At 44.9% G+C, this 24,096-nt stretch carries 23 protein-coding genes and 1 CRISPR repeat array; of the genes, 9 read left to right on the top strand and 14 right to left on the bottom strand.

Annotation, left to right across the window (positions count from 1 at the left end; all coding sequences use genetic code 11):
• The first annotated feature begins 2 nt into the window (after positions 1-2).
• The 3 genes from ACOV1R_RS02320 (at position 3) to ACOV1R_RS02310 (ending at position 3,904) form a co-directional block, all read left to right on the top strand.
• Positions 3-1,703 carry an ABC transporter ATP-binding protein gene (locus ACOV1R_RS02320; RefSeq protein WP_003646334.1) on the top strand — a complete coding sequence of 567 codons (1,701 nt, stop codon included), beginning with the start codon at positions 3-5 and terminating at the stop codon, positions 1,701-1,703.
• A gap of 1 nt (position 1,704) precedes the next feature.
• A complete protein-coding gene (locus tag ACOV1R_RS02315; protein WP_003641746.1) occupies positions 1,705-2,544 on the top strand; it encodes an energy-coupling factor transporter transmembrane component T family protein in 840 nt (279 codons plus the stop codon).
• A gap of 250 nt (positions 2,545-2,794) precedes the next feature.
• The gene (locus tag ACOV1R_RS02310) at positions 2,795-3,904 is read left to right on the top strand and encodes an NADH-dependent flavin oxidoreductase (protein WP_003641745.1); all 1,110 of its coding nucleotides are present in this window, start codon (positions 2,795-2,797) and stop codon (positions 3,902-3,904) included.
• Positions 3,905-3,972: 68 nt separating this feature from the next.
• On the opposite strand, the gene ACOV1R_RS02305 is transcribed toward ACOV1R_RS02310, so the two are convergent.
• A complete protein-coding gene (locus ACOV1R_RS02305) occupies positions 3,973-5,490 on the bottom strand; it encodes a hypothetical protein (RefSeq protein WP_097558005.1) in 1,518 nt (505 codons plus the stop codon).
• A 265-nt stretch (positions 5,491-5,755) separates the two neighbouring features.
• Between ACOV1R_RS02305 and ACOV1R_RS02300 the strand changes: the two genes are divergently transcribed.
• Positions 5,756-6,472 (top strand): hypothetical protein, encoded by a 717-nt coding sequence (locus ACOV1R_RS02300; protein ID WP_015379649.1) that lies wholly within the window; start codon positions 5,756-5,758, stop codon positions 6,470-6,472.
• A 171-nt stretch (positions 6,473-6,643) separates the two neighbouring features.
• Here ACOV1R_RS02300 and ACOV1R_RS02295 read toward each other — a convergent pair whose 3' ends face one another.
• The 7 genes from ACOV1R_RS02295 to ACOV1R_RS02265 all read right to left on the bottom strand — a co-directional run bounded on the left by ACOV1R_RS02295 (position 6,644) and on the right by ACOV1R_RS02265 (position 14,155).
• Positions 6,644-8,338 (bottom strand): oleate hydratase, encoded by a 1,695-nt coding sequence (locus ACOV1R_RS02295; RefSeq protein ID WP_003646331.1) that lies wholly within the window; start codon positions 8,336-8,338, stop codon positions 6,644-6,646.
• Between the two features lie 319 nt (positions 8,339-8,657).
• Positions 8,658-9,113 carry a nucleoside 2-deoxyribosyltransferase gene (locus ACOV1R_RS02290; RefSeq protein ID WP_003646330.1) on the bottom strand — a complete coding sequence of 152 codons (456 nt, stop codon included), beginning with the start codon at positions 9,111-9,113 and terminating at the stop codon, positions 8,658-8,660.
• Positions 9,114-9,233: 120 nt separating this feature from the next.
• Positions 9,234-10,106 (bottom strand): aldo/keto reductase, encoded by an 873-nt coding sequence (locus tag ACOV1R_RS02285; RefSeq protein ID WP_003646329.1) that lies wholly within the window; start codon positions 10,104-10,106, stop codon positions 9,234-9,236.
• Between the two features lie 76 nt (positions 10,107-10,182).
• The gene (locus ACOV1R_RS02280; RefSeq protein WP_003646328.1) at positions 10,183-11,031 is read right to left on the bottom strand and encodes an aldo/keto reductase; all 849 of its coding nucleotides are present in this window, start codon (positions 11,029-11,031) and stop codon (positions 10,183-10,185) included.
• Positions 11,032-11,274: 243 nt separating this feature from the next.
• Positions 11,275-12,468 carry a CynX/NimT family MFS transporter gene (locus ACOV1R_RS02275; protein WP_003641738.1) on the bottom strand — a complete coding sequence of 398 codons (1,194 nt, stop codon included), beginning with the start codon at positions 12,466-12,468 and terminating at the stop codon, positions 11,275-11,277.
• A gap of 64 nt (positions 12,469-12,532) precedes the next feature.
• Positions 12,533-12,832, bottom strand: coding sequence for an ArsR/SmtB family transcription factor (locus ACOV1R_RS02270; RefSeq protein WP_015379645.1), 300 nt, complete (start codon positions 12,830-12,832; stop codon positions 12,533-12,535).
• A 90-nt stretch (positions 12,833-12,922) separates the two neighbouring features.
• Positions 12,923-14,155 carry an MFS transporter gene (locus ACOV1R_RS02265; protein WP_003643663.1) on the bottom strand — a complete coding sequence of 411 codons (1,233 nt, stop codon included), beginning with the start codon at positions 14,153-14,155 and terminating at the stop codon, positions 12,923-12,925.
• Between the two features lie 313 nt (positions 14,156-14,468).
• Between ACOV1R_RS02265 and ACOV1R_RS02260 the strand changes: the two genes are divergently transcribed.
• Together ACOV1R_RS02260 and ACOV1R_RS02255 are read left to right on the top strand one after the other, a co-directional pair.
• Positions 14,469-14,738, top strand: a complete 270-nt coding sequence (locus ACOV1R_RS02260; RefSeq protein ID WP_015639833.1) for a LytTR family DNA-binding domain-containing protein — start codon at positions 14,469-14,471, stop codon at positions 14,736-14,738.
• Entirely contained in the window at positions 14,735-15,169 is a 435-nt protein-coding gene (locus tag ACOV1R_RS02255) for a DUF3021 domain-containing protein (RefSeq protein WP_128485146.1), read from the top strand. Before ACOV1R_RS02260 ends, ACOV1R_RS02255 begins: the two co-directional genes overlap by 4 nt.
• Positions 15,170-15,277: 108 nt before the next feature.
• Here ACOV1R_RS02255 and ACOV1R_RS02250 read toward each other — a convergent pair whose 3' ends face one another.
• Entirely contained in the window at positions 15,278-15,700 is a 423-nt protein-coding gene (locus ACOV1R_RS02250; protein ID WP_003641733.1) for an Hsp20/alpha crystallin family protein, read from the bottom strand.
• A 145-nt stretch (positions 15,701-15,845) separates the two neighbouring features.
• Positions 15,846-16,319 carry a winged helix-turn-helix transcriptional regulator gene (locus ACOV1R_RS02245; RefSeq protein WP_021357414.1) on the bottom strand — a complete coding sequence of 158 codons (474 nt, stop codon included), beginning with the start codon at positions 16,317-16,319 and terminating at the stop codon, positions 15,846-15,848.
• A gap of 113 nt (positions 16,320-16,432) precedes the next feature.
• On the opposite strand from ACOV1R_RS02245, the gene ACOV1R_RS02240 reads away from it, so the two are divergent.
• Positions 16,433-17,035: an NADPH-dependent FMN reductase gene (locus tag ACOV1R_RS02240; RefSeq protein WP_003646320.1), complete on the top strand. Its 603-nt coding sequence runs from the start codon at positions 16,433-16,435 to the stop codon at positions 17,033-17,035.
• Between the two features lie 65 nt (positions 17,036-17,100).
• Complete coding sequence (locus ACOV1R_RS02235) at positions 17,101-17,295, top strand: PspC domain-containing protein (protein ID WP_003641730.1); 195 nt, start codon at positions 17,101-17,103, stop codon at positions 17,293-17,295.
• Between the two features lie 42 nt (positions 17,296-17,337).
• On the opposite strand, the gene ACOV1R_RS02230 is transcribed toward ACOV1R_RS02235, so the two are convergent.
• Entirely contained in the window at positions 17,338-18,096 is a 759-nt protein-coding gene (locus tag ACOV1R_RS02230; RefSeq protein ID WP_054519094.1) for a nucleoside phosphorylase, read from the bottom strand.
• A gap of 284 nt (positions 18,097-18,380) precedes the next feature.
• On the opposite strand from ACOV1R_RS02230, the gene ACOV1R_RS02225 reads away from it, so the two are divergent.
• Complete coding sequence (locus ACOV1R_RS02225; protein WP_054519095.1) at positions 18,381-21,119, top strand: cation-transporting P-type ATPase; 2,739 nt, start codon at positions 18,381-18,383, stop codon at positions 21,117-21,119.
• A 130-nt stretch (positions 21,120-21,249) separates the two neighbouring features.
• A CRISPR array of direct repeats spans positions 21,250-22,077; the repeat unit is 36 nt; unit sequence GTTCTAAACCTGTTTGATATGACTACTATTCAAGAC.
• Between the two features lie 24 nt (positions 22,078-22,101).
• Here ACOV1R_RS02225 and csn2 read toward each other — a convergent pair.
• Genes csn2 through cas1 form a run of 3 tightly spaced genes read right to left on the bottom strand, consistent with a single transcriptional unit; the run spans position 22,102 to position 23,964 of the window.
• Positions 22,102-22,779 (bottom strand): type II-A CRISPR-associated protein Csn2, encoded by a 678-nt coding sequence (gene csn2 / locus ACOV1R_RS02220; RefSeq protein ID WP_015379641.1) that lies wholly within the window; start codon positions 22,777-22,779, stop codon positions 22,102-22,104.
• Positions 22,776-23,081, bottom strand: coding sequence for a CRISPR-associated endonuclease Cas2 (cas2, locus tag ACOV1R_RS02215; RefSeq protein ID WP_054519096.1), 306 nt, complete (start codon positions 23,079-23,081; stop codon positions 22,776-22,778). Before cas2 ends, csn2 begins: the two co-directional genes overlap by 4 nt.
• Positions 23,059-23,964, bottom strand: coding sequence for a type II CRISPR-associated endonuclease Cas1 (gene cas1 / locus ACOV1R_RS02210; protein WP_015379639.1), 906 nt, complete (start codon positions 23,962-23,964; stop codon positions 23,059-23,061). The genes cas2 and cas1 overlap by 23 nt, the downstream gene beginning before the upstream one ends.
• Positions 23,965-24,096 lie beyond the last annotated feature (132 nt).

The following is a 24,096-nucleotide window of genomic DNA, read 5'->3' as shown; positions in this document are numbered from 1 at the left end:
ACATGAGCGCACCCATCATTAGCTTTAAAAATTTCTCTTTTCAATATAATAGCCAAACGGAACCAACTTTACGTGATATTAATCTGGATATTTACCCCGGTGAAAAAGTGTTGATTGCTGGACCTTCTGGCTCCGGTAAATCTACATTAGGCCGGTGTTTGAACGGCTTGATTCCGCAGTCCTATCCAGGAACAGTGACGGGCCAAGCAAGGATTGCTGGTCAAACCATTACTGAGAGCTCCATTTTTGCATTATCCCAAGACGTCGGTACGGTACTGCAAGATCCTGATAGTCAGTTCGTCGGTTTGACTGTCGTCGAAGATATGGCTTTCTCATTGGAAAATGATCAGCAGACCCAACCGGCCATGCGACAAGCAACTGAACAGTGGGCCCAAACTTTAAACCTCCAGGACTTATTGACTCACCGCCCGCAGGAATTATCTGGTGGGCAAAAGCAACGGGTCGCCATGGCTGGTGTTCTGATCGACAATAGTAAAATCCTATTATTTGATGAACCGCTAGCGAGTCTTGATCCGGCATCGGGTAAAGCCTCGATGGCACTCATTGATCAGCTGACTCATACGCAGGACCTGACTGTCATCATTATTGAGCACCGCATCGAGGACGTGTTACAGCAACCAATCGACCGGCTGATTGTCATGCAAGACGGCGCGATCGTCGCTAACGACCGGCCGGAAACGATTTTGCGGCAATCACTCATGACTCAACTCGGGCTACGCGAACCATTATACCTTTCAGCGCTCAAACTAGCCGGTGTTGATCTAGCAACTTGCCAACACTTGGATAACCTCCAAGCCTTACAAGTACCCGACCTCACCGCGACGTTGCAAAACTGGACCGCCGGCGTACAACTACAGTCGCCCACCGTTCATGACCAACCGTTACTCGCAATTGAGCATCTGACATTCGGGTACGATCCCGCCAAACCAATCATCAACGATATCACCGTCACACTTCATCAGGGTGAAATGATTAGTCTAGTGGGTCAAAACGGGACTGGTAAGTCAACATTAAGCAATCTGATTACTGGGTTTTTGATGCCACAGTCCGGCAAAATGCGATTTAACGGTCATTCCCTAGCTGACCAATCAGTCAAAGAACGTGCCGACCAAATTGGTTATATCCTTCAGGACCCCAATCAAATGATCTCTAAAACGATGATTTTTGATGAAGTTGCTGCCGGTTTGGTCCTCCGAGGTGTCGCTGACGATGAAGTAAAGCGCCGTGTCCAGGCCGTTCTGAAGGTCTGTGGTCTCTATGAGTTTCGCCACTGGCCTATTTCTGCGCTCAGTTTCGGTCAAAAGAAACGGGTCACGATTGCGGCCATCCTCGTATTAGAACCGGCCATGCTAATTCTTGATGAGCCTACTGCGGGCCAAGACTTGCAACACTATACTGAAATGATGACCTTCTTAACTAAGATCAATCAGGAACAACACATGACGATTATGTTGATCACGCATGATATGCACCTAATGCTAGAATACACGGATCGCACGATTGTGTTGGGCCACGGCAACATTTTGATGGATGCTCGCCCAGCCGATGTGTTGACCAACGCATCCATTATTCAGCAAGCTTCCTTAGCCAAGACAAGTTTATACACCCTGGCAGAAGCGCACCATTTAAACCCGACAGAATTCGTCGCAAAATTTGTTCAGGCTGAACGGGAGGCGCGCTAAGATGCAACATGAATTATTGATCGGGTACAACGACCGTCATACTTTTTTAAACCGACTTAGCGGTAGCACTAAACTACTCTGCTTTGTTGGCTTATCAGTTATCGGGATGATGACTTACGACACGCGTTACTTAATCGGGGTGATGATTTTTTCACTGATTCTATTCCGCTTTTCAAAAATTCATTACCGCGATATCGCGTTCGTGCTTAACGTTATTATTGGTTTTTCCGTTTTAAACTTAGTGATGGTGTACGTCTTTGCGCCTCATTACGGCGTCTCGATTTATGGTACCGAACACTTACTACTGGGATCTGCTGATCACTACTTTAACTTGACAGCCGAACAACTTTTTTATGAATTTAATTTGTTATTAAAGTACACGTTTGCCGTGCCACTCGCCCTGATTTTTCTCATGACGACTAATCCCAGCGAATTTGCTGCGAGTCTCAATAAGATTGGAATTTCTTATCGTATCAGCTATTCCGTAGCGATTGCACTACGTTACATTCCAGACGTTCAAGCTGATTACCGTACTATCAGTCTGGCACAACAGGCTCGGGGGTTTGAAATGTCGAAAAAAGCGCATTTTATGACCCGTATTCGTGGCGGCATCCAAATTCTGCTTCCATTGATTTTTTCAAGCTTAGATCGAATCGAAACCATTAGTCAGGCGATGGAATTGCGGCGCTTCGGTAAGGGAAAACATCGCACATGGTACATGGCCCAACGCTTTAAACGTAACGACTATCTGGCGTTAACGTTAGTTGCTCTGCTGATCATCCTCGGCATCGCCCTCTTTAAGGTCAACGGTGGCCGTTTCTGGAATCCGTTTAAGGCATAACGTTGCATCATAATTTTCCAAAAAACTTCGTCGACCATGCTTATCGATGAAGTTTTTTGTTTGCATCTACCTATCAAGCCTCACCTGACTTAACAACAGCAACAATCCCCTTATTCCACACGCACCATCCTGTTATGCCAAGATTAACTAAAACCAGCGACTTTAAAATTGAAAAAACAAATTTCAACCGCTAAACTGAAACTAGATCTTACAAAAAGTAAGCAAAACTAGCTTGAAAGGATGTTTTATTGTGACTAGTTTTAACGAACCACTCAAATTCAAATCTGGCGTTACACTACGCAACCGCCTAATGATGTCGCCCATGACGACGACTCAAAGCTTTTACAATGGTAGTATCACCCATGACGAAATCGACTACTACACACAACGAGCTACTGGCTTAGGTGCCGTGATTACGGGTGCTGCCAACGTCGAAGATCTCGGTAAGGGTTGGCATGGCGAGCTTAGTATCGCGCATGACACGATGCTGCCCGGTCTAAGTGCACTTGCTCATGGCATTCAAAGTCAAGGTGCCAAAGCTATCGTTCAAATCTTCCACGCCGGTCGAATGACGCATCGAGCCGTCTTAAATGGCGAACAGATTGTCTCTGCCAGTGCCGTTGCGGCCCTTCGTGACGATGCGGAAACACCGCGAGCAATGTCGATTGACGAGATCCACGCAACAATTTCAGCATTCGGTGAAGCAACTCGGCGCGCGATTCAAGCCGGCTTTGATGGGATTGAATTACACGGTGCCAATACCTATTTGATCCAACAGTTCTTCTCACCACATAGTAATCGCCGCACCGATGAATACGGTGGTCGCACGCCGCAAGAACGGTTCCGCTTTATTGATGAATTATTAAAGGCCGTCTTTGCAGCTGTTGACCAATATGCGGACCGGCCCTTCATCGTTGGCTATCGTTTCTCACCAGAAGAATTCGAAGAACCAGGTATTCGGCTTGAAGATACCCTTTGGTTACTCTCACAACTACGGGAAAGTCGATTAGATTACGTTCATGTCTCACTCAACAACTATGACCGTGTTTCACGAGACCCGCAGTATCAAGATAAATCCATCATGACCTACGTGCACGAAGCGTTACAAGGTAAATTGCCACTAGTTGGTGTTGGTGGCGTCCGGACCCGCGACGATGTCAAGACTGTGTTACAAACTGCCGAACTAGTCGCAGTGGGCCAACAATTACTTTATGATCCAACTTGGGCCGTCAAACTCGCTAAAAACGCTGACAACACCATGGTTACGGCACCATTTGAAGAAGCCGTTGAGGTCACACCACTTAGCCGGCCGCTGTATGAATTTGCAGCCTCGCGCTATCACAGCGTCATTAATAGTTAACCTGTCAGCCGAATTAAAAACGTCCACTGAAAAAATCAGTGGGCGTTTTTATGTTTCACGTGAAACATTTAGACTTTCAATAACCAATTCAGTTGTTGTAACGCACGCTGATGGTCACCTTGATATTGACGCGCAATATAGTAATAGGCTAACGTTTCATGGGCCGTTGCTTGCCGGTCGACGGGCAATTGATACTGTTGGTCAAAGACCTGTTCAAATGCTTCTAATGTCGGCGCAGCTGGCTGTTCACGCAAACAAAACTGTCGTAATTCCGATCTAGTCATCCGGTCACGGGCAATCGGTTGGCGGTCTTCATGCGCAGCCAAACGTTGCTGTAGTGCTGCTTGCATACCGGCATCCGCATTGTCCGCAAGCCACTGTTGAGTTTGTGGCATTGTCGTTTGCATGGCTAATTGTTCAAACCAAGCCAGCGACAATGATTGGCCCCACCGGGTCGTCAATAAGTGCTCCCAATCCGCACGTTGGGTCGCCTGCTGATGATACTGCCAGCCCCAACAACTATTGAAGACATCGTCATAAAAACGCGTCGTTTGTTGTTCATCTAGCTGTTGAGTCACCTGATTAAGTGCGGCAACGAACTGATGATCAAGCATGGCTAGGCGCCGAACTTGAATCTTCCCAGTCTGTCGATATTCAGTCACCATTTGCCCGAATTGATAAGAGTTCACCAAAGGGCGTTCGGTCGCTGGTGGCGTGATTTTTTCAAACTGTTGCTTCGCCATCGGTCGTTCCGGACGCATCACAATAATGGCCGCCAGCTGCTGTAAATAACATTGATAGGCGTGACTCTGGCGCAAGGTTTGCTCGGCCTTCACAGCACTTTGCTGCGCTTGTGCCTGGCGTTGTTGTTGATTAGTCACAATTGCTTGACGGGCCGCCCGCTCAGCCGCTTCAATCACCGTTTGTTCATCATGGACTAACCGCTGATAGGTTTGTTCAGCGGGCTTTAGTTTCTGTAATGGTAGCTGCTTGGTACGACGTTTTAGGTACGTCGTGACGGTTTGCGTCGTTGTTTGTCGCAACTTGCGCGCTTGGGGCGCTTGCTCAGCCGGTAATTGTGGTAGCCACGGCTGAGCAAACATGATCGTTGGCACTGTTGGTACAGCGGTAGTCAGCGTCTGATACTGGGCCACCGCATAAAAGTTATCTTCTGTTGTAATCACCATCAAGTAACGCGTTTCGGCGTTCATGAACTTTTTGACGCATTCAGAACCGACAATCAACTCACGATGATTATGCTTGTTTTGAACATGGTACTCATAACGAACCGGCTTATGACACAATTCGCAATGATGCCATGCTTGTCGGCTTTCATTCGGGTTAACAACGTACGGCAGACTCGCCAAAAGTTGCCACTCATGACTACAGTCGGTCAACCACTGTGCATGATCTTGTAAAATCAAGTTACGAACAGTCGTTTTCAAGAAATCACTGTCAGCCTTTACCGTTACGTGTGCGCGTAATAACGCACTAATTTGTTGGAGCGTGGTCCGCCGTCGAGCTCGTTCACTTAACAGAAAGAAACGATTTTCAGCGGGGGTTATTAAAGTTGTTGCTGCCGGCAATGCCGCCCACCCCTTTCAGTAAAAATACCGTTCTAGCATACCATAACTTTCCCATTCAGTGCGAACGTTAGTTCTAAAATCTCGATCACTCTCATTAACCCAACGGTTACTCCCATCGCGGTTCGTTTGTTATCAAGCCTTTATTGATTGCATTCAAATTCACCCACTTTTTGATAATTTTATTGATATTACGATTGTTACAAAGCAGTCAAGGTGCTAAACTATCTTCGAATCAAAAAAGATTCACTTTAAGGGGGATTTTGAAATGAAAAAATTAACATCAGTCGTTGCAACACTTGCTTTGGCATTACCATTGGCTGCCAGCCCGTTTGCTATGACTACCACGGCTAATGCCGCCACGGTAACCCCAAAAGCCACTACCCATGCACTTACTAAAGCGACCCACTTTCCCGCCATCACAATGCACGCGAAGGCCGCCACGACTTTGAATACAATTCACTTTGCCGCCGATCGGGCAATCGCCTTTGTTAGCCCGGCCAAAGCAAAACTCAGCACTAAAAAGACTTACACGGTAACTAAGACGATTACTTTAGCAACCGGCAAGCATACGTCGGCCACATATTATCTCATTAGTGAACACGGTAAGGCCCTCGGCTGGGCTAAAGCCACCACGATGATTAAAGGGAACGCCCCGACCGCTAAATTAAAAGCGACCAAGAAAACCCCGAAGACTAAGTTGACGATTGCTAAGAAGACCACCAAAGTAAAATCAACGAAGCTAACGATCAAGCACCCTAAGGCAAGTATCAAACCAACTAAAAAGGTAACGACTCTCGCCACTAAAAAAACGTTAGCCCAACCAACGAAAACTAAGAAAATGGCACCAAAATTAATCAAAAAGACCGCCAAGCAAAACGCTAAAAAGGCGCCCAAACTTGCAACCAAAAAGCATCTCACGGTCAAAACCACTACTAAACACACACCGTCTAAATTAACACCTAAAGCAGCTGCTAAAATTTGATCAACCACTAAATTGCTTAGCAACCTGATCCTGTTAATGACGGCGTCTCAACGAGCCGTTACTACTGATCGTGATGCACACTAAAACGCTCCCTATGAAAGTCATCTTTCATGGGGAGCGTTTTTAAATCATGCCATCATCAGTATTAACCACTGACAGGCCAGCATTTAATTAATCAAACATCTTCTTAGTTGCCTTGAGCAAGGTCTTTGGATCCTTATCGTACCGTGGTGTCTTGACCAAGTTATCCATTGGGACCCCAGCAAAGTGATAAGCGGCAATCTCACCAGAGCGGACCGCACTCTGTTCCGTGAAGATCATCTGGTATGGTTGTTCCGCAAATTCACCCGTAAAGGCTAGGTTCGTTGAGTGCTTTGGTAAGACTTCTGGCCGATCAGACTTAGCCCGGTTATTAAAGAGTGCGGAAGCATATGGCATGTATACCGGAATATTGTTCACAATACTGTCCAAAATTTCCTTTTCCTTGTCCTTAATATTGCCTGGACCCGGATCTACTTTGGAAAGTTGACCAATTAATTCTTGAGCCATTTCCTTACCCGTCATCTTGATATACGGCTTGTTAACAAACTCACCTTGACGCCGTGGATACAAGAAGTAGCCCCACAGAACTGTTTCGTTTGGTTGCTGTGTCGTAAAGTGTGGTTGGTGGTGCACCACGATCGACATATTAACATCCTTTTGGTTCAACGGCGTAATTGGCGTAGTTGATAAGAAGGAGTTCAACGCATTCCCGGGTTCCTGGGTGGTGATCCGAACGATTTCATTTAAGAATAAATGATTCTTAGTCGTCAACGTGAAGCTGACCCATTCGCTAGCATTCCGATCGTTGAAGAACTTATCTGGCGTCCCTAAGTTATAGAACCGCTCAGTAGCCTTCTTCCACAAACTAGCACTAACACCATAATCCATATTTTCAGGAGCAGGCGTGTTGTAATCACCCATCGTTGCAGAATCGGTAATTGAACCGTTAGTGAAGATCACCGCTGTGTCCTCATCAACTTCAACTTCTTCCGTTTCGCCAGTCTGCGCATCCTCAATGACTAAGCCAGTCACCGTAATTTCGTCTTGCATTGGCGTGTCTTTAAATTGCCAATCCTTAACAATCTTATTATCAATGAAAGTCACACCTTGCCCTTGCAAGTACTTAATTAATGGCAAAATCATGCTTTCGAATTGATTGTAACGCGTCCGGTTGACACCAACTAAGTGTTCAATTTGTGTAAATTCATAAATCATTTGATGCATGTAACGCCGCAGTTCTTGAGCAGAGCTTTGCGTTCTAAAGGCAAAGGTTGTTTCCCACATATACCAGAAATTCGTTTGGAACATATGCGGATCATCCTTGAAGTACTCAGCAATCGAAACGTTGTCGAGCTTCGTTTCTTCACTATCTGGCATCATAATCAACTTAGTCAGCAAAGTCCGATCCTTATTATTGAATCCTAACTTACCAGCATTAATAATGCCTTTACCACCCTGCATCAAGCGGGCAATATCATACGTCCGATGTTTCGCATCAAAATCACGCGTATCTTCGGCCGCCGTCATCCCCGGTTCAGTTACCGATGGAATCCGGTCCAATAAATCCATTAAGTCAACGTACGTCCGGTAATTCAGCATCCGACCACCCCGGGCAACATACCCAGTCGTGTTAGCCATCGGATGATTCTTATTCCAATACTCATTGGTAAAATCAGTCGTGGCACCACCATCATTGGCACCGTGCATATCAACACCATAGAATGTGATGTCCTTACCATCCCAATGACCCTCTTGAATCAAGTAGACCGCCGCAGCCATATTTGATAGCCCGGCACCAATCATAATTGCTTTACTTTTAACCATAAATAACGCCCCCAAAATAGGTAATTAGGTTCTGATAACGCTTACAAGTACATTATACAACTTGGATAGTGATTGTCTAGTTTGAACTGAACTTTTTTGTTTTCTTGCCGCTTTCTTAATATTTGCGCTAGTCAACCAATTTCTGCCCATAGCGTAACACCATTTGATGACTTTTCTCCAATTAAACACATTGCCTTTAACAAATATTACATTTTTTCAAGCGGCTCATTCCCACCACAAGTTCTGCCATTTATGTATGCAAAAAGCGAGCCTTAACAAATGCAGACGGCTCACTTTTTATTTTGACTAACCGTTCAAATTAACGAATAGTTCCTGTATATTGAAAATCATCGGCAGTGGGATCTTGTAGAAAAGCCTTCAAATCAGTCATGTTCTCAATAACCGCTTTGCCGGACTTAGCCAGCATCACATTAAACGTGCCATCAGCTAACGTTTCACTATAGTAAGCAACGGGGATATCTAAACCATATGCTGTTCCAGTTTCCCAAATAGTTCCCGTGTCAAAGCCATCAACCACGGCGACAACTAACTTGGCCCGTTTTAAATGGTCCACATTGTCCGTAAATACCGCGTTTCGATCAGCTTCGGTCGCATCCGGCGTCAAATCGATGCCGTCTAGCCGTGGACTGTAATAAGTCAATTCTAACTCGTCCATTAATTTTTCGATCTTAGCTAGCCGTTCTGGTTGGCCCTCAGTAAACCAAGGTCCTGCTAAATAAATTGTTGGCTCATCACTCATCAAACGCGTACTCATTTGCTCAATCCTCTTTCTCATTCAATGTTTATTCATTTTAACCGTCAACCCCATGAATTTCAAGCGTCGTTTAGCTCGTTTTAGGCAAACAAAAAGGTCGGGAATTCCCGACCTAAATACTCATTTAACACTTAATTGACTTAATCCATTAAAATCGGCCGTTGTTAAATCAACGTTGGCGGCTGCCACATTGTCCCGTAAATGCTCAATAGAACTTGTTCCTGGAATCGGTATGATATTATCAGACCGCTTCAATAGCCAAGCCAAGGCAATTTGCGCTGGGCTCACCTGATACTTTTGGGCCATCGTGCTGAGGACACTCCCAGCCTGAGCCAGTTCACCCGTTGCTAATGGGAACCATGGCAGAAAAGCCATCTTTTGTGAGGCCGCGTAGTCAACAACGTCATCATCACCGTGATTGGCGACATTATAGAGATTTTCAATGGCATCAATCTTAGCGACTTGCTGCGCCTCCTTGATTTGATCAACAGTTACTTGACTCAGACCGATATGCTTGATTTTACCTTCATCCTGAAGCTTTTTGAGTTCACCGACTTGATCCGCAATCGAGTAATGAGGGTCAATTCGATGTAAGAATACTAGGTCTTCATGGTCAATCCCCAGTGTCATCATTGAAACTTCTACTTGCTGACGCAGATACCGTGGCTCACCAAGTGGCGTCCACACATTCGGTCCTTGCCGCGTTTGACCGACCTTATCAGAAATGAAGATCTGATCACGATTAGCGGCATCCTTCAAGCCCGCCGCTAAGTACCGGTCAGCAAACCATGGACCGTATGAATCAGCCGTATCAAAGAAATTAACGCCATATTCCAGTGCTTTCTTAACTACCTTGACCCCATTTTCAGGATCAGCGTATGGTCCCCATGTCCCAGGACCCGTTAACTGCATGACGCCATAACCCATCCGGTTAACTTTGAATTGATCATCAAACGCGTAAGTACCCGCGTTAGCTGCATTAATCGTTGTCATCAAATCGCTCCTTATCGTTTATTAATTATGTTCAGTTTACTCCTATCGACCCAAGTGCGGTCAAACATTTTGTTCGTTAACCTTGGGTTGGGTTGTGCATGTATGAACCAGCCGCATCTGGCAAGTCGTTTAAGGCTTGCATATCGGCCACACTAATTGCGAAGTCCAATTGCGTATTCGCCTCAATATGGGCTGGATTAACAGCCTTGGGCAATGGCAAGACCCCATTTTGTAAAACGAAGCGTAACGCTAACTGCGCCACACTGACGCCGTATTTATCAGCATAGGCCTGTACTTGCGGATTATCGAGGACCCCGCCCGTCGCTAACGGCGAGTATGCTTCTACAAGCATGGCATGTTCCTCAGAAAACTTGGTGATCTTAGGTTCCGTGAAGCCCAAGTAATATTGAATTTGATTGACCATTGGTGGTATCGTCGCCTGGTTAAGAATATTCTTCAAATCCCGAACAGCAAAGTTAGAGACACCAATCGCTTTCGCCCGGCCACTTTGATAAATAGCTTCCATTGCCTGCCAAACATCGAGGTTAGCTTCATCGTAAACTCGACCGACTTGCCCCCATGGCCAAGGTGCGTGTACCAAATAGAGATCCACGTAGTCTAAGCCCAAATTTTTCAGTGAGCGATCGAAATCATTTAGTGCACCTTGATATGACTTCGTTTCGGCCGGTAATTTAGTCGTCACAAAGATTTGCTCACGCGGAATGCCAGAATCACGAATCGCCTGGCCAACGCTTGCTTCATTTTGATAGGCCAGTGCAGTATCAATATGCCGATATCCCGCTGCTAAGGCCGCACGAACGGCTTGATACGTTGCCTCACCACCAGGTATCTGCCAAGTTCCGAATGCGACTTTGGGAATGTTGACACCATTTGCTAGTTGATACATCGTTGTTAACACTGTCATCTTATTTTTGCTCCTTTACTGGTTTTGACTGTCGTTGCTGAGTGGGATCACCTACAAGGCTTGCCCCGATGATCGCCACGCCGACGACCGTTAGAATTTGAATAACCGCCATATTACTGTGGCCTCCTTAATTGAATAGAGATTAGTGTAATCCCTTAGAGTAACTCTAAGGCAAAGATAAAGTTTCAAAAAAAGAACGAAATTGACTTGGGCCAATCTCGTTCTGCATTATTGTGATATTAATTACTCATAAATCGTTGCATGCTGGAAAATGATGCTGCCGGATAATGCTAGTAACGCGGAAAGAATGATAGCTAACCAGAGTACTGGTCCCCAGCCTAATTGACCGCCTAACCAGCCGAATAGTACGGGCCCCACTGCAGCTAACAAATAGCCCGCGGATTGGGCCATACCAGATAAGTCAGCCGTTTCAAACCCATTGGTCGTTTTTTGCGTAAAGAAGACGACTGCCAAACTGAAGGCTGCTCCAGAGCCTAATCCTAGTAAGACGCAGGACAGTGCTGCCACCCAAAAATTCGTTCCGGAAAGTAAGATACCACCAATTCCCGCAATAAAACCGACACCTACCACCATAATCATTGCCCAAACGCCGCGCCGATGACCAGAAGTCGCTGGCACTAAATATGACATCGGTAGGCCGCTCAATTGCATGACCGTAACTAAATTGCCAGCCACAATCAAGGAGAAGCCGTGGGCAACAAATACCGTTGGTAACCAAGTCAGTAATGAATAGTAGACTAGTGCTTGCAAGCCGAAAAAGGCCGTAACGACCCACGCTAACGGCCGCCGCCAAACACTCCCGTGAGTTGCCGTTGACTGCCCATCACTCGCGGTCATCGCAACTGTTGGTGCGCGATGATTGTATTTCAAGTTTGGCAACCAGACAACCAAATTAATTAGTCCAATCACCGATAGCACCGCCATCGTTAGTGGTAACGACCAGTGTGCCGCCAACACTCCCGAAAGTCCCGTTCCCAGTGAACCGACTAATAGCATTGAGAGCGTGTATTGACTAGTTGCGACTGGAATCTTCGTCGGAAAATTATCTTTAATAATCGCTGGAATCAAGACATTGCCACCGTCCGCGCCAATCCCGACTAGTAACGTCCCAATGAAAAGGGCAGCAATCGTTGGGATGACCCGCAGATAACTCCCAACGGCTAGAAAGATCAACATGACATAAATTGTCAGTTCGTTGCCAAATCGCCGCCCCCAATGTGCAATCAATGGGGACATAATGGCAAACGTCAATAATGGGATCGTGGTCAGTAATCCCGCCATCGAGCTCGGCAAACCCAGTGTCCGTTTCAAAGAACTGATTAATCCCGGCATCATTGTAATTGGTAAACGCATATTCGTTGCCGCTAACATCATTCCAAGTGTTAAATAGCGGCTATGTTGATGTGTTGTGGTCATAAGTAGTTGACATCTTCTTTCCAAGATTTTAGTTCGATAATTGTCGAACTAAAAAGCAAAAAAACTAAAGCGTTGCTAAGAACCCCGGTAAAAACCGGTCAAAGGTCGCTAATTGTAAGGATAGATACTTCGTCTGTGCCTTTCGTCGCGTATTGGTGAGACCCACTAACCGCAAGGTCTTAAAGTGATAAGAGACGGTTGACTTGCTGATATTTAATTGCGCCCCCACTTCGCTGCAAGTCATTTCCCGTTGTGCTTGATAGAGCACCCGGATAATCCGTAATCGGTTAGCATCGGCCAGTGCTTTGAAAATCGCCACTCGTTGCTGATCAGCCTGATCTTGTTTGCTTATTTCGATATTCATGAAACTAACAATACACTGAATTAACATCATGTTCAAGGACAAGTAACAAAAAAGGCAGCTAGCCAATTTAATAGACTAACTACCAAACACCTAGGAAACTGCCCGTTTGCCGTTCTTCCAAATATCAGGAACTAACCACAAAATTAAACCTAGGTTAATTAACAAAAGTAACGCCGTCATAATGAATACCGCGTTGTAATTGAACCAACCAGCCACCAAACCACCGAGCAAGGCGCCGAACATATTGCCAATAGCTTGAAAAGATTGATTATAGCTAAAAATCGTTGAGGTAAGATGTACTGGCGTATTCTTAGTCAAAACCGTTTGAATCTCTGGATATAGTGCGCCATCGGAAATCCCAATGGCAAACCGCAAAATACCGAGGGCCACGACGCTCGTAACAATGCCTTGTGGGAAATACATAATCACCGCAAAAATATAGCCAAATAACAATACCTTACCAGAACCGTGCTGATCACCATAACGTCCAAGGCGCGGTGCTGAAAAGATGTTTGAAATACCCGGTAAAGCTGCGATAATTCCGGCCACAACCGTAATCGGGCCACGGTAATGCATCAATTCACGAACGTATAAACTAATGATTGGTGCAATCGAGGCGTTTCCAAATTGGACGATGGCCGTCGAACATAACATCACAATAATCAAGCGCGGATTTTGAAACGCTGCTAAAGGATTGCGACTGTCACCTGGTTCACGATGATGTGCGACTGGTTTGAAGTGTTCCTGTACAAAGAACAGACTCAACAAAAACGCCACCATTAATAATCCGGCCGTAATAAAAAACGTGTTTCGAATCGAAAACAATTGGGCTAGCAAGCCCCCAATCACTGGGCCAAACAATTGACCACTAACGGCACCAGTGATCAAAGTGCTCAACGCCCGTCCACTATATTTACGTGGCGTTTGGGACGCGACTAAGGCTTGGGCATTAGAAATAAAGCCCGCAAACACACCTTGTAGCGCGCGCAAGGCAACTAGTTGCCAGACATTCGTTACAAAACCCATTAACCCCATCGCAACTGCCATCCCTAGGGACGCGCGCAATAGCATGATCTTACGACCTTTTTTATCAGCAATGATGCCCCACAGTGGTGCCGAAATTGCTGAAATCGCGTAATCAGCTGCAAAAGCTAACCCGCTATAAAATGTAATCTGGGCCTTCGTGAAATCACCCAACTGACTAACAAATAATGAAAGAAATGGCATAATTTCGCTAAATGCCATTCCCGCAACGAACGTACAAAACCATAAAACAATCAAATTACGATGCCATGGTCCGCGTTCACGTTCTGCGTCATCCACGCTCGTCATCTCCATATCTAACTGACACTAATTTTCAGTAAGTATTATACCGTTAATTAGCTTATCATATTTAGCGACCACCAGTGACAATTATTTCCCGGGAAATTTTTTGTCATATTTCCTGACCAGTTAGCCCGTTTAGTTGACCAAGTAGCAATAAGCACTAGTGTCAAGCCGCATTTTTCACTACAATAAGCTTATCAAAATCGCTATTTAAGGGGGGAATCAGCGATGCACGTACAGTTAACCATCTCTGAAACGATTCATCAATGTTTTTCAAGATCGCTCGCTCATTAAGCTGCCACTTCAATCGGTGTCACGTTTTTACACTGCCAATAAACGACTTTATTGTGAAACAACCACCGGTGCTTACCTCGTTCACAGCCACTTACACACTTTAATGGACCAACTGCCACCCCACCAATTTCTACGTATTTCTAGTAGTGAAATTGTGCGAATCGCCTGTGTTAAAAATTTTACCTTAACCAAATGGGGTAGCTTTCAAGTCAACCTAACAACCGGCACAACAACATACGCATCACGACGCTATACCCAACAAATTAGAAAGGCGGCACAATTATGAAAAGACTTTGGCACACCCTTTTGATTGGCGCCATCGGAGGCATCGTTATCGGCTACTTAATGGCCTTGGGGTTCTCAACCTTCTTTAATACCACCTATTTATTTCCTTCTAATCCCACTTTTGTCAGCCACTGGTCCTCGCCCTTAGCCGCCACCCAGCTTTCGACATTATTGTGGATTCTGATTGGTGAAGTTTGGGCATTCAGTAGCTGGCTATTCGAAATTGAAACGTGGTCGATTACGAAACAAACCATTGCTCATTGTCTGTGTTCTTACCTAGGGATGACCCCACTTGCGATTCTCTGTGGCTGGTTTCCATTAAACGTTCGCTGGTTTGGCTTCTATACCTTGGTTTACACCGGAGCCTATATCGGTCTATGGTTAATTGAAATGGCACTCGCCCGCATCAAAGTCATCCAGCTAAACCAATAGCTTACCAACCACCGGTCATAATTCATACCGATTGTTGATGTCAAAAACGGCCCACCGATTTGATTATCGGTGGGCCGCTCACTTGTTACTGATGATTTAATGATTTAATTATTGAATTTCGATTTGACCGTCATTCGCGCTCGGCTGGGTCTTAGGTAACGTAATCGTTAAGACACCGTCAGCTTGGGATGCCGTAATTTTATCCGCCGCAACGTTTGGTAACATATACTGCCGTTGCAAGGTGCCAGTATGACGCTCATTCATCACAATGTTTTGGTCTTGATCTTCATGATCCACAAAGCTATCTTTTTGAACCTTGATAGACAACACATTGTCACGATAATCCAACTTCACATCTTGCTTATCAATACCAGGGACATCAACCTTCACTTGATACTGATCATCAGTTTCGTTAATGTCGGTCTTCAATACTTGATCCATGTTTTCTAATGGTGCCCAGAAGGAGCGTGCCATCCGTTCAAACGGATCCAACATGCCGAAATCGTTCCGATTCATTAAAGTATTAGCCATACTAACAATCCCCTTTCAAAATTTCACTTGGCTATTAATACTGGTCAGTAATTCAAATCCTTGTTTGACCTTTCCTGACCTTCGATATATATACTAACACCATTTTGTGGGAATGCAACAATTTAGCACTCATTTAACCGGAGTGCTAAATTTTAATTTCACGAATCCGTCGCATTAGGCTAACAAAGCGTCTCAGTTCCGCGTCAGAATAGTCATCAGCAATGGCTTGTGCTTTAGCAGCAATGGCCGCGTCCAGTTGCGTGTGTAAATCAGCGACTGCTTCGCCCAGCGTCGTCAATCGCACGAGAATTTCTTTGTTACTGGTCAAATCCCGATATTTCGTGGCCAATTTCAATCGGGATAATTTAGTCAAACCGCGAGAAATCGTCGCCTGTGAAAGTTCCGTTGGTGCCGGTAGCGACTTAGCTCGACTGGCACCACGCCGTCCCAGATACGCAATAATTTTAATATCCGTCGTCGATAGTTGTTTTAATGCCGCTTGTAGTTGCGGATCAGTCGTTTGTTGCATGGCCCAGCGTTTTTCTTGATCATCAACGCTATCCTGCGTCAAAAATTGATTTAATTCCGTCATCAACTGACTAACTAATGGTGTTGTCATTTAAATATCTCCTTTTTAATTCAAGTGAATAAATACTTGCATACCAATATTATTAAGTCTATACTATCATTTTGTATTCATTAGAATCAATAAAAATATCTGGAGGTCCCACTATGTTTAAAATTGCAATCATCTTAGGGAGTACCCGGTCACAGGCTAACGGCCGCGCTTTATTTAACCATCTAAAATTAATCATTGACCAATTACCGACTCATTCTACGATTCACTACCAATTTTTAGATTTGGCCAACTATCAGCTTCCCCTTTTCGATGAACCCGAGCCACCGATGGCAAACCCGCACCGCGAGCTACCTGCTAACCAGCAGCAATGGCTCACCGATATGGCTAGTGCGGACGGTTACATTATCCTGACACCCGAATACAATCACGCGATGCCAGCTGGATTGAAAAACGCCTTCGATTTTTTGGCATTCGAAGGCGCCCGTAAACCGGCTAAGATTATCTCATATTCTGACAATATGCGCGGCGGTCAATTTGGGGCGGCCGCACTAGTTCCAGTTCTCCAACGATTAGGAATGGTCGTCCTCCCTAAACCAACGCCCATTGGTAACGTACCACAAACCCTTCAAAGTAACGGTCACTTTATCGATAACGCGCCCCTGAGCAAACGCTACGATCATGCACTTCACCAAGCTTTGACCGAAATCACCTACTATACCACGGTTCTTACCACTACGCCGTTTCCAACCGATTAAATTAGTAGCGTTATTGAATCAAACCTGCTACATTATAGTTAGCATTATTAAGGGGGAATTAACTTATGAAGATCGATATTCATCGTTCCGCAACGGACCGGGTGATTGCCGGTGTCATTGGTGGAATTGCCGAACATTTTAACTGGAATACTAACGTTACCCGGCTATTATTTGTTGTTTTAGCAATTACACCCATGTTCCCTGGTATCATCGCTTACCTGATTCTCTGGTTATTAATGAAGGACCCCATCAAGGATTAACCACTATTAACGAACAGTCATCGACTGCTCGTTTTTTATTCGCTAATATGCGGCCAAACTTTCCGTAGCTAGTTCAATGGCAACAAGAACACCGCCCGCACCCCAATGTCGCGGATCATAGTGCTCTAGTTGTGCTAAGGTGTCTGCCGTATATAGTAATTGTCCAAAGGAAACTTGCCGAAACGCCGAACAGGCAGCTAAGGCCGAACATTCCATTTCTACGACTTGACAACCCTGCTGACGAGCAGCTTTGACTTTAGACACAGTCTCACGGAAGAAAGCATCCGTTGTCCACGTTTTGACCATCTGCCATGGCAGGCAAGCCTTCGTCAATGTTGTCCCGAGTACCTGTATAACCTTTGGATCGAGTGGCACCCAATCAGCTGCTGCTAAATAATGAAAGGACGTCCCTTCATCACGCAAAGCCACCGTTGGGATTAATAATTGTTCCTCTGGTAGTGCTGTTAATGCGCCACAACTACCAACGGCTATGACGGTACGAGCACCAAAATCAATCAACATCTCTAAATACATTGTCGCAGCTGGGGAACCAAGGGGCGCTTGCGCTACTGCCAATTTTTGACCACGATAACCGATTTGATAAACCCAGCTAACTTTAGTAATGGTATTAAATTGGCCTAAACGGTGACCATGATACCGAGTGACGAATTGTTGAAAATAATCATCACCAGAAAATATGTAGAGTAGCTTAGCTGGAACAGTAAAGCGGCCATCCACGTCTGGCCCTACCATAACCGTTGGATTTGGATCATATTGCAATAACGTTAACTTATCTGTCATCTTAAGTTCTCCCTATTTAATTTACCCAACAATTCGAGGAAAACCAGTCATTTTCAGCGACAAACTAGCCAAAATCTGATATATTATTGCAACTAACGCAATAATTTGTCATGAATTTGTCAAATATTTTAATGGCGTTCACCTAGATTGTTCGTATATAATATTATTTATAATAACGCTAATTAAGAAAGGATGTGGCGAAATTGGCCTATTTAACACGCAATAAACGTCGTGATTTTACAGAACCTCACCGGTAATAACTTTATTTTTAAGGAGCGAATTGAATGATAAAAGATGACAATCAGTCGTTAACCTCTAATGAAGAGCAAAACGACACCCAGAACCCTCCCGATGCGGATAACTTATGGCAGCTTGATGAATCAGCCTTAGCCGCAAAGTACGCCACCGATCCTGAGAATGGATTGAGCACTGCTGAAGCTGCCGAACGTTTACAACATAACGGTCGCAACGAACTGGAGACCAAGCGTACGTCTCGGTTCGTTCAATTCATCAAGCAGTTTAATAACAGTATTATCTACATTTTAGCCGCAGCAGCGGTCTTAACGTTCTTCATGCACCACTATTCCGATTCTATCGTTATTGGACTGGTTATTATTGCCAATGCCATCATTGGTTATGTCCAAGAACGCCAAGCTGGCAACGCGCTAGAACGGATTCGTGAAATGCTGATTTCCAAGAATTTCGTCATCCGTGATGGAAAAAAACTGGAAATTGACGCCCGCGAATTAGTCGTTGGTGACTTAGTCAACTTAGAAGCCGGTGACGCGGTTCCTGCCGATATGCGCTTGATTTCAGCGGATAACTTTAACGTCCAAGAATCCGTGCTGACAGGGGAGACTAATCCCGTGGAGAAACAAGAAGAACCGATTACTGAGACCACGCCAGCTTTGGCTGACCGTAAGAATATGGTTTACGCGTCAACCGCGGTGACTAGCGGTTCGGCCGTCGGAATCGTAACGGCTACCGCCGAAGATACCGAAATCGGTCATATCCAGCAGTCTGTTAGCGACGTCAAACAAACCACTACCCCACTGATGCGTAATCTGAACTCACTGGGGGTTGGCTTATCCATCGCCATCGTGGTGGCAGCCGTCCTATTATTCCTATTAGGAATGGTCATGGATACCTATAGTTTGCCAACTTTACTAATTGCGGTTATTACGATGGTCGTTGGTTCTATGCCAGAAGGACTGCCCGCTAGTACCTCGGTGGTCTTAGCCATGGGAAACCGGCAGATGACGAAGAAAAACGTCATTGTCAAGTCACTACCCGCCGTGGAAACTTTAGGTGCCGTAGATATCGTTAACACCGATAAGACTGGGACGTTGACGAAAAATGAAATGACGGTCACTAAGGTCGTGACGCCTGAGCATACGTTTGATGTGACGGGGGTCGGTTATGATGATAATGGTGGCGTTAACTTCGATGGCCATCTCAAGCTCAATGGCAACAAAGTCGACTGGTACCAAGATAACGCGATGGAATGGCTCGTTAAGATTGCCGGCCAAACGACCGACGCCGAGCTACACTTCGAAAACAATCGCTGGGAACTGACCGGTGAACCAACCGATGGTGCCTTGACGACGCTGTATCGTAAAATGACTGGTCATGATCCTGAGGTTGAAGAAGTTGACTCGCTACCATTCGATTCCGCCTTCCGTTTTTCTGCTCGCCTGGCCGACTTAGATGGTCAACGCTTACTAATGGTCAAGGGCTCACCCGCGACTGTCCTGCGTTTAACTGACCAAGCTAACCAAACGGCATACTGGGATGACGCCATGGACGACTTAACCGCCGATGGTTTGCGCGTGGTGGCGCTGGCTTACCAAGAAGTCGATGATGACGTGACTACCATTGATGCACAAGCCATTGGTGGGCTGCATTTAGCTGGCTTAGTCGGAATCATTGACCCGCCTCGTGAAGAAGCGGCTACCGCGATCGCCGAATTACGGCAAGCGGGCGTGCAAGTTAAAATGATTACGGGGGACCACCCTGATACGGCGATGGCAATTGCCAACAAGTTGAACTTGGCCGCCAATGTCAAAGCGATTACTGGTCCTGAAATCGACGCGATGGACGATCAGCAGTTACAAGCACACATCGATGATTATAACGTCTTCGCACGGGCAACACCGAATAACAAATTACGGATTGTTCGTGCCCAACAGGCCAATAATCACGTCGTTTCGATGACTGGTGATGGGGTCAACGACGCCCCGGCCCTCAAGCAAGCCGATATTGGGGTTGCTATGGGAATCAAGGGGACCGAAGTTGCTAAGGAATCCGCCGATATGGTCCTGGCCGATGATGACTTTGCTGATATCGTCGCCGCCGTTCGTGAAGGGCGCCACGTCTTCGATAACATTCGTAAGACGATTCGCTTCTTACTCCCAACTAGTTTCGCGGAAGGCCTCGTTGTCATCATTAGTATTTTAATGGGCCACGAACTTCCGCTGTACCCGACGCAATTACTGTGGATCAATATGGTATCCGCGCTGACCATCCAGTTTGCGTTCATCTTTGAGCCACCCGAGGCCGGCATCATGGCCCGGGGTCCCCGGAATGTTAAGTCTGGGTTGTTGTCAAAATTAGATTACTTTGAAATCGGCTATGTCTCCTTCCTAATTTCTGGATTGGGGATCTTCGCCTATGACTACTTGACCGCGCTTGGGTTACCAAACGTCGTCGGTAGTACCATGTCACTGAACATCATCATCTTTGGTAAGATTTTCTACCTCTTCAACTTGCGAAATGACCACCCCGTCATTTCCAAGTACTTCTTCCAAAATAAGATGGCGTTCTACATCATTGGTATCCTGATTCTCTTACAACTGGGAATCATTTACCTACCATTCATGCAATCCGTCTTCCATACGACTAGCATCAACTTCTGGTATGGTTGGGGCATCCCGATTATCTGTGGGATCGTCGTCTTGATTGTGACCGAGGTCGGGAAGTCTATTCGGTTCCGATGGATGGGAAAAGATGGCGTGATTGATTAGTAATTAGTTAATAAATAGAAATGGCTCACCAACCTGTTTTAGTTGGTGAGCCATTTTTTAGTATCGTGAAACTGTTTTTGATGTGGCCGCTATTCAAGACAAACGTTCTATGCTTCGTTTCCTCAGCATCGTTCTAAACCTGTTTGATATGACTACTATTCAAGACGGCATGTTAGTAGTTTAGGCGCCCTCCAAAGTTCTAAACCTGTTTGATATGACTACTATTCAAGACCGTAAATAGGTTGTAAACGTTCAGGTCTGAGTTCTAAACCTGTTTGATATGACTACTATTCAAGACTAATACGATCCATTGACTCCGCTAGTGACAGTTCTAAACCTGTTTGATATGACTACTATTCAAGACGATTGACTTTATCGATTACTTCCTGCAATTGTTCTAAACCTGTTTGATATGACTACTATTCAAGACTATTCTCGTTTATCGCTTTTAGACGTGTTAGTTCTAAACCTGTTTGATATGACTACTATTCAAGACCGTTGGAGTTTGTGCCTTAACTTCTTCAAGGTTCTAAACCTGTTTGATATGACTACTATTCAAGACGTTTGGACTGGTTTATCAAGCAACAAGTTGGTTCTAAACCTGTTTGATATGACTACTATTCAAGACCAGGTCAAACGATTGTACGGTGATGGGGTAGTTCTAAACCTGTTTGATATGACTACTATTCAAGACGGCGAACCATACAGATTTTTTAGGAACTGCGTTCTAAACCTGTTTGATATGACTACTATTCAAGACAAGCGCGGGATCACGTGCAACAGCACCATCGTTCTAAACCTGTTTGATATGACTACTATTCAAGACACGTCGGCAAACTGTTCCAATCCTTGACATGTTCTAAACCTGTTTGATATGACTACTATTCAAGACCGGTGAATAGGCATGGGCAAAATAAACCTGGTTCTAAACCTGTTTGATATGACTACTATTCAAGACCAGCATTTTAACATCATTTACTCATTAATTCATATCACGCCAGTCTACTAAATCCTCGTCAACATAATAATAACAACTATTTTTGAACTTTTCCATTCGATTTATTTCTGAGTATTCGATAACAATGACAGTTGCGCCCAAATCATGCACTAGTTGCTCAAAGCTCGCCCATTGTTTTTGATTTAAGTAATGGCTGACATTAGTCAACACCAGCTTCTGTTTCAAACCTAGTTCAACATGCGTTTGCACAAGTGCCTCCAGTATTGCCCTTGGGTCATTCATAAGCGCCGTTGGAAAGTGAATACCGGTAAACTTCAATATTTGTTCTAGGCTAGGCGATTCGTCAACATCTAGCGGTAAGTCTAGTAAGAAGCTGGCTTCCATTACTTGCGAAACTACTTTACGATTTTCATCTAAGACCGCTACTTGCCGATCATCAGCCATTAACTTGATAATTTGGGTCTGCACTTTCTTTAGAAAAAGGCGGTTCAAATCGACTGATAACATCAAGTCACCATACCAGTTGCATTGGCTACTGATCGTCTGTAATTCAAGGTCGTCATTGCTTATACGTACGCTGTCGATTCGATCTCGAAAGCCTTGGCACACTTCGGCATACATGTTACTATTTCCCAAATCGAGAACGTTGACCTTACCAGCATCGATCTTGAATGGTGGAAATGGATAATATGTTATATTCATATAACAATCGTCCTTTCAGCTGAATTCAAAATATCATTGCTAGGTGTACCTTGAATATAGTGCATTGCCTGATACTGCTTCTCAGTCACTGTCATCGTTTGCACTTTTCCGCCTTTGGGTGCCAGTGGCGCAATCCGCTTTTCCATGAATTCGGCCGCTTTCTTATTTACACAAACCCGGACGTAAGTTGAGTATTGCATCATCAAAAAGCCCTCACGCACTAAAGCTTTGTGAAAGTGCCGATATGCACGGCGTTCTTCCGACGTATCCATGGGAACATCAAACATGACTATTAATCGCATCACTCGATACCTCATTTGGTAATTTCACCTCAATCTTTAATTCTTCCGTTTCACCGCTAAGATAGTGTAAGCACGCGGCAACATACTCTGTAATCGCGTGGCTCACAATTGTTTGGTGCCCATTAAACCCAATCTCTAGGTCTAATAACGACACTAGTCCAATCTTAATATCCGGTGTGAAGTCCTTAAACCGTTGTTGACTGACCCATTGATCAACAATCGGCCGAAAAGGCTCCATTAAATCTGAGCCGAGGTTAAATTCGTTTTCATTGTTCTCATGATGAATACCAATGCAGGTCAGATAGCCATTTAAAACAATCTCTCGATTCACCATGGATAACAGCACGGCGTATCCGTAGTTGAGTGCAGCGTTAATTGGGCTAAAATCTCGACGGTAGAACTGGTCACCAAATAACAATGAAAAATATTTATTAGCCACAACTGCCTCCCGATTAGTCACATCATTCAGTTCTAACTTATCCAACTCATCAACAAGTGTCTGGGTATCGCCACCGACAAAGTCAATGACTTGAATCTGGTTCAAAATCTTACTACCAACATTTTTCGTCCATAGCGTTGCAATTCGTGCTTCGGGCCAAGTCACCTGTTGTCGTACCAAATCAGCTGTTCGCCGTGTCGGATAATAATCGTTGGTCTCACTGATTGGTTCCCCCTGATGATCTGTAAAAATAACTTTGACATGAGCTTCCGTCAGCGCACAAAGCGCTGCGCTAGTAATCACAGCCTGAGTTGTTCCGACTAACAGCAATTGAATATCACTGATTGGAACCGCATATTTATCAGAACTCGTCTGAACTAATATCCGATTCATTGAATAAGAAACTTTAGCATGTTGAGTAATAATCACGTTTCGCCATCCCATAATAACAGCTCCTTGATTAATTATATTTTTCGTGCTACTATTCACTTGTATCAAGTTCTAAACCTTCTTGATATGACTACTAGCGTCAAGATCAAACAAGGCATTTATTGCCAAGTTTCACCTTTTGAGTCC

Source organism: Lactiplantibacillus sp. YT640 (assembly GCF_049745435.1).
Lineage (GTDB): Bacteria > Bacillota > Bacilli > Lactobacillales > Lactobacillaceae > Lactiplantibacillus > Lactiplantibacillus plantarum.
Note: the sequence above shows the minus strand (reverse complement) of the source record. Positions and strands in the feature narration are given on the sequence as shown.

What these genes read in the sequence shown, in the direction of transcription:
- ACOV1R_RS02320 (WP_003646334.1), top strand. Translation starts at nt 3, where the DNA reads ATGAGCGCACCCATCATTAGCTTTAAAAATTTCTCTTTTCAATATAAT.
- ACOV1R_RS02315 (WP_003641746.1), top strand. Translation starts at nt 1,705, where the DNA reads ATGCAACATGAATTATTGATCGGGTACAACGACCGTCATACTTTTTTA.
- ACOV1R_RS02300 (WP_015379649.1), top strand. Translation starts at nt 5,756, where the DNA reads ATGAAAAAATTAACATCAGTCGTTGCAACACTTGCTTTGGCATTACCA.
- ACOV1R_RS02295 (WP_003646331.1), bottom strand. Translation starts at nt 8,338, where the DNA reads ATGGTTAAAAGTAAAGCAATTATGATTGGTGCCGGGCTATCAAATATG.
- ACOV1R_RS02290 (WP_003646330.1), bottom strand. Translation starts at nt 9,113, where the DNA reads ATGAGTACGCGTTTGATGAGTGATGAGCCAACAATTTATTTAGCAGGA.
- ACOV1R_RS02285 (WP_003646329.1), bottom strand. Translation starts at nt 10,106, where the DNA reads ATGACAACGATTAATGCAGCTAACGCGGGTACTTACGCGTTTGATGAT.
- ACOV1R_RS02280 (WP_003646328.1), bottom strand. Translation starts at nt 11,031, where the DNA reads ATGACAGTGTTAACAACGATGTATCAACTAGCAAATGGTGTCAACATT.
- ACOV1R_RS02275 (WP_003641738.1), bottom strand. Translation starts at nt 12,468, where the DNA reads ATGACCACAACACATCAACATAGCCGCTATTTAACACTTGGAATGATG.
- ACOV1R_RS02270 (WP_015379645.1), bottom strand. Translation starts at nt 12,832, where the DNA reads ATGAATATCGAAATAAGCAAACAAGATCAGGCTGATCAGCAACGAGTG.
- ACOV1R_RS02255 (WP_128485146.1), top strand. Translation starts at nt 14,735, where the DNA reads ATGAAAAGACTTTGGCACACCCTTTTGATTGGCGCCATCGGAGGCATC.
- ACOV1R_RS02250 (WP_003641733.1), bottom strand. Translation starts at nt 15,700, where the DNA reads ATGGCTAATACTTTAATGAATCGGAACGATTTCGGCATGTTGGATCCG.
- ACOV1R_RS02245 (WP_021357414.1), bottom strand. Translation starts at nt 16,319, where the DNA reads ATGACAACACCATTAGTTAGTCAGTTGATGACGGAATTAAATCAATTT.
- ACOV1R_RS02240 (WP_003646320.1), top strand. Translation starts at nt 16,433, where the DNA reads ATGTTTAAAATTGCAATCATCTTAGGGAGTACCCGGTCACAGGCTAAC.
- ACOV1R_RS02235 (WP_003641730.1), top strand. Translation starts at nt 17,101, where the DNA reads ATGAAGATCGATATTCATCGTTCCGCAACGGACCGGGTGATTGCCGGT.
- ACOV1R_RS02230 (WP_054519094.1), bottom strand. Translation starts at nt 18,096, where the DNA reads ATGACAGATAAGTTAACGTTATTGCAATATGATCCAAATCCAACGGTT.
- ACOV1R_RS02225 (WP_054519095.1), top strand. Translation starts at nt 18,381, where the DNA reads ATGATAAAAGATGACAATCAGTCGTTAACCTCTAATGAAGAGCAAAAC.
- csn2 (WP_015379641.1), bottom strand. Translation starts at nt 22,779, where the DNA reads ATGAATATAACATATTATCCATTTCCACCATTCAAGATCGATGCTGGT.
- cas2 (WP_054519096.1), bottom strand. Translation starts at nt 23,081, where the DNA reads ATGCGATTAATAGTCATGTTTGATGTTCCCATGGATACGTCGGAAGAA.
- cas1 (WP_015379639.1), bottom strand. Translation starts at nt 23,964, where the DNA reads ATGGGATGGCGAAACGTGATTATTACTCAACATGCTAAAGTTTCTTAT.